This window comes from Streptomyces sp. STR69, assembly GCF_024519455.1.
Taxonomy (GTDB): domain Bacteria; phylum Actinomycetota; class Actinomycetes; order Streptomycetales; family Streptomycetaceae; genus Streptomyces.
The window spans coordinates 1-2,912 of record NZ_JALJRY010000076.1; the positions used below are offsets into that span (position 1 = coordinate 1).

Sequence of the window (2,912 nt, forward strand, 5' to 3'; positions counted from 1 at the left end):
TCAGCCGGTGACTGTCCAGGTGTCGCCGCCGGTGAGCAGTGCGGCGAGGTCGCCTTTTCCGTTCTGTTCGATGGCGGTGTCGAGTTGGTCGGCCATCTGTGTGTCGTAGACCGGCCGTTGGACGGAGCGCAGGACGCCGATGGGTGTGTGGTGGAGCGTGTCGGGGTCGGCGAGGCGGGAGAGGGCGAAGGCGGTGGTGGGGGAGGTTGCGTGGGCGTCGTGGATGAGGATCTGCGACTCGTTGTCCGGGGTCACGTCGACCACTTTCAGGTCGCCTGTCGTCGCGTCGCGGACGACTCCCCGCGTGCTGTCGGGGCCGAAGCGGATCGGCTGTCCGTGGTCGAGGCGGATCACTGCTTCCTGGGCCTGCTGGCGGTCCTTGAGTGCGTCGAAGGCGCCGTCGTTGAAGATGTTGCAGTTCTGGTAGATCTCCACCAGGGCGGTGCCGGGGTGGGCGGCTGCCTCGCGCAGGACCTGGGTGAGGTGTTTGCGGTCGGAGTCGATGGTGCGGGCGACGAAGGAGGCTTCGGCGCCGATGGCGAGGGACACCGGGTTGAAGGGGGCGTCCAGGGAGCCCATCGGCGTCGACTTGGTGATCTTCCCGACCTCGGAGGTGGGTGAGTACTGGCCTTTCGTCAGGCCGTAGATCCGGTTGTTGAAGAGGAGGATCTTGAGGTTGACGTTGCGGCGCAGGGCGTGGATGAGGTGGTTGCCGCCGATGGAGAGGGCGTCGCCGTCGCCCGTGACCACCCACACGCTCAGGTCCCGCCTGCTCGCCGCCAGGCCGGTTGCGATGGCGGGGGCGCGGCCGTGGATGGAGTGCATGCCGTAGGTGTTCATGTAGTAGGGGAAGCGGGAGGAGCAGCCGATGCCGGAGACGAAGACGATGTTCTCTTTGGCCAGGCCGAGTTCGGGCATGAAGCCCTGGACGGCTGCGAGGATGGCGTAGTCGCCGCAGCCGGGGCACCAGCGCACTTCCTGGTCGGACTTGAAGTCCTTCATGGACTGCACTGCCTCGGCCCTGGGGACGAGCGAGAGTGCCTCGATCGTGCCCGTGCCTTCCGTGGACGTCTCAGCCATCGATGGCCTCCTTGAGGGCGGTGGCGAGCTGCTCGGCCTTGAACGGCATGCCGTTGACCTGGTTGTAGGAGTGGGCGTCCACCAGGTACTTCGCCCGTACCAGGGTGGCGAGCTGGCCGAGGTTCATCTCGGGGATCACCACCTTGTCGTAGCGGCCCAGGACCGCGCCGAGGTTGCGGGGGAAGGGGTTGAGGTGGCGCAGGTGCGCCTGGGCGATGGATTCGCCGCAGGCGCGCAGGCGGCGGACGGCTGCGGTGATGGGGCCGAAGGTGGAGCCCCAGCCCAGGACCAGGGTGCGGGCGCCGTGGGGGTCGTCGACGTCCAGGTCGGGTACGCCGATGCCGTCGATCTTGGCCTGGCGGGTGCGGACCATGAAGTCGTGGTTGGCGGGGTCGTAGGAGATGTTGCCCGTGCCGTCCTGTTTCTCGATGCCGCCGATGCGGTGTTCCAGGCCGGGCGTGCCGGGGATCGCCCAGGGGCGGGCCAGGGTCTGCGGGTCGCGTTTGTAGGGCCAGAAGACCTCGCTGCCGTCCTCCAGGGTGTGGTTGGGTCCCTGGGCGAACTGGACGGTGAGGTCGGGGAGTTCGTCGGTGGCGGGGATGCGCCAGGGCTCGGAGCCGTTGGCGAGGTAGCCGTCGGAGAGCAGCATCACCGGCGTGCGGTAGGCCAGCGCGATGCGTGCGGCCTCCAGCGCCGCGTCGAAGCAGTCGGCCGGGGTGCACGGGGCGACGATCGGGACCGGGGCCTCGCCGTTGCGCCCGAACATCGCCTGCAGCAGGTCCGCCTGTTCCGTCTTGGTCGGCAGGCCCGTGGAGGGGCCCCCGCGCTGGATGTCCAGGACGAGCAGCGGGAGTTCCATCGAGACGGCCAGGCCGATGGTCTCCGACTTCAGGGCCACACCCGGGCCGGAGGTGGTGGTGACGGCGAGGGAGCCGCCGAAGGCCGCACCCAGCGCGGCGCCGATGCCGGCGATCTCGTCCTCGGCCTGGAAGGTCCGCACGCCGAAGTTCTTGTGCCGGCTCAGCTCGTGCAGGATGTCGGAGGCCGGGGTGATGGGATAGGAGCCCAAAAACAGGGGCAGGTCCGCCTGCCGGGACGCGGCGACCAGCCCGTAGGACAGGGCCAGGTTCCCGGAGATGTTGCGGTAGGTGCCGGCCGGGAACGCGGCGGCGGCCGGGGCGACCTCGTAGGAGACCGCGAAGTCCTCCGTCGTCTCACCGAAGTTCCAGCCCGCCCGGAACGCCGCGATATTGGCCGCCGCGATCCGGGGCTTCTTCGCGAACTTCGACGTCAGGAACTTCTCGGTGCCCTCGGTCGGCCGGTGGTACATCCACGACAGCAGGCCCAGCGCGAACATGTTCTTGCTGCGCTCGGCCTCCTTGCGGCTCAGCCCGGAGTCCTTCAGCGCCTCGACGGTCAGGGTCGTCAGGGGGACGGGATGCAGGCTGTAGCCGTCCAGCGAGCCGTCGTCGAGCGGCGAGGCCGCATACCCCACCTTCTGCAGCGCGCGTTTGGTGAACTCGTCGGTGTTGACGATGATCTGCGCGCCGCGCGGCACATCGGCGATGTTCGCCTTCAGCGCGGCCGGGTTCATCGCGACCAGCACGTTCGGCGCGTCGCCCGGGGTCAGGATGTCATGGTCGGCGAAATGCAGCTGGAACGACGAAACCCCCGGCAGAGTCCCTGCGGGGGCGCGGATCTCGGCCGGGAAATTCGGCAGCGTGGACAGATCGTTGCCGAACGACGCCGTCTCCGAGGTGAAACGGTCACCGGTCAGCTGCATCCCGTCACCCGAATCACCCGCAAACCGGATGATCACCCGGTCCAGACGC

Annotated in this window: 2 protein-coding genes; both read right to left on the minus strand. The window is 68.6% G+C overall.

What is annotated here, in order from left to right; translation table 11 throughout:
• Positions 1–1,080: a 2-oxoacid:ferredoxin oxidoreductase subunit beta gene (locus OC490_RS48980; protein WP_262064541.1), complete on the minus strand. Its 1,080-nt coding sequence runs from the start codon at positions 1,078–1,080 to the stop codon at positions 1–3.
• Positions 1,073–2,912: 2-oxoacid:acceptor oxidoreductase subunit alpha (locus tag OC490_RS48985; RefSeq protein ID WP_262064542.1), on the minus strand; the 1,840-nt coding region annotated here is incomplete at its 5' end. The genes OC490_RS48985 and OC490_RS48980, both read right to left, overlap by 8 nt.

Coding starts and splice junctions, on each gene's coding strand:
- OC490_RS48980 (WP_262064541.1), bottom strand. CDS start 1,080: ATGGCTGAGACGTCCACGGAAGGCACGGGCACGATCGAGGCACTCTCG.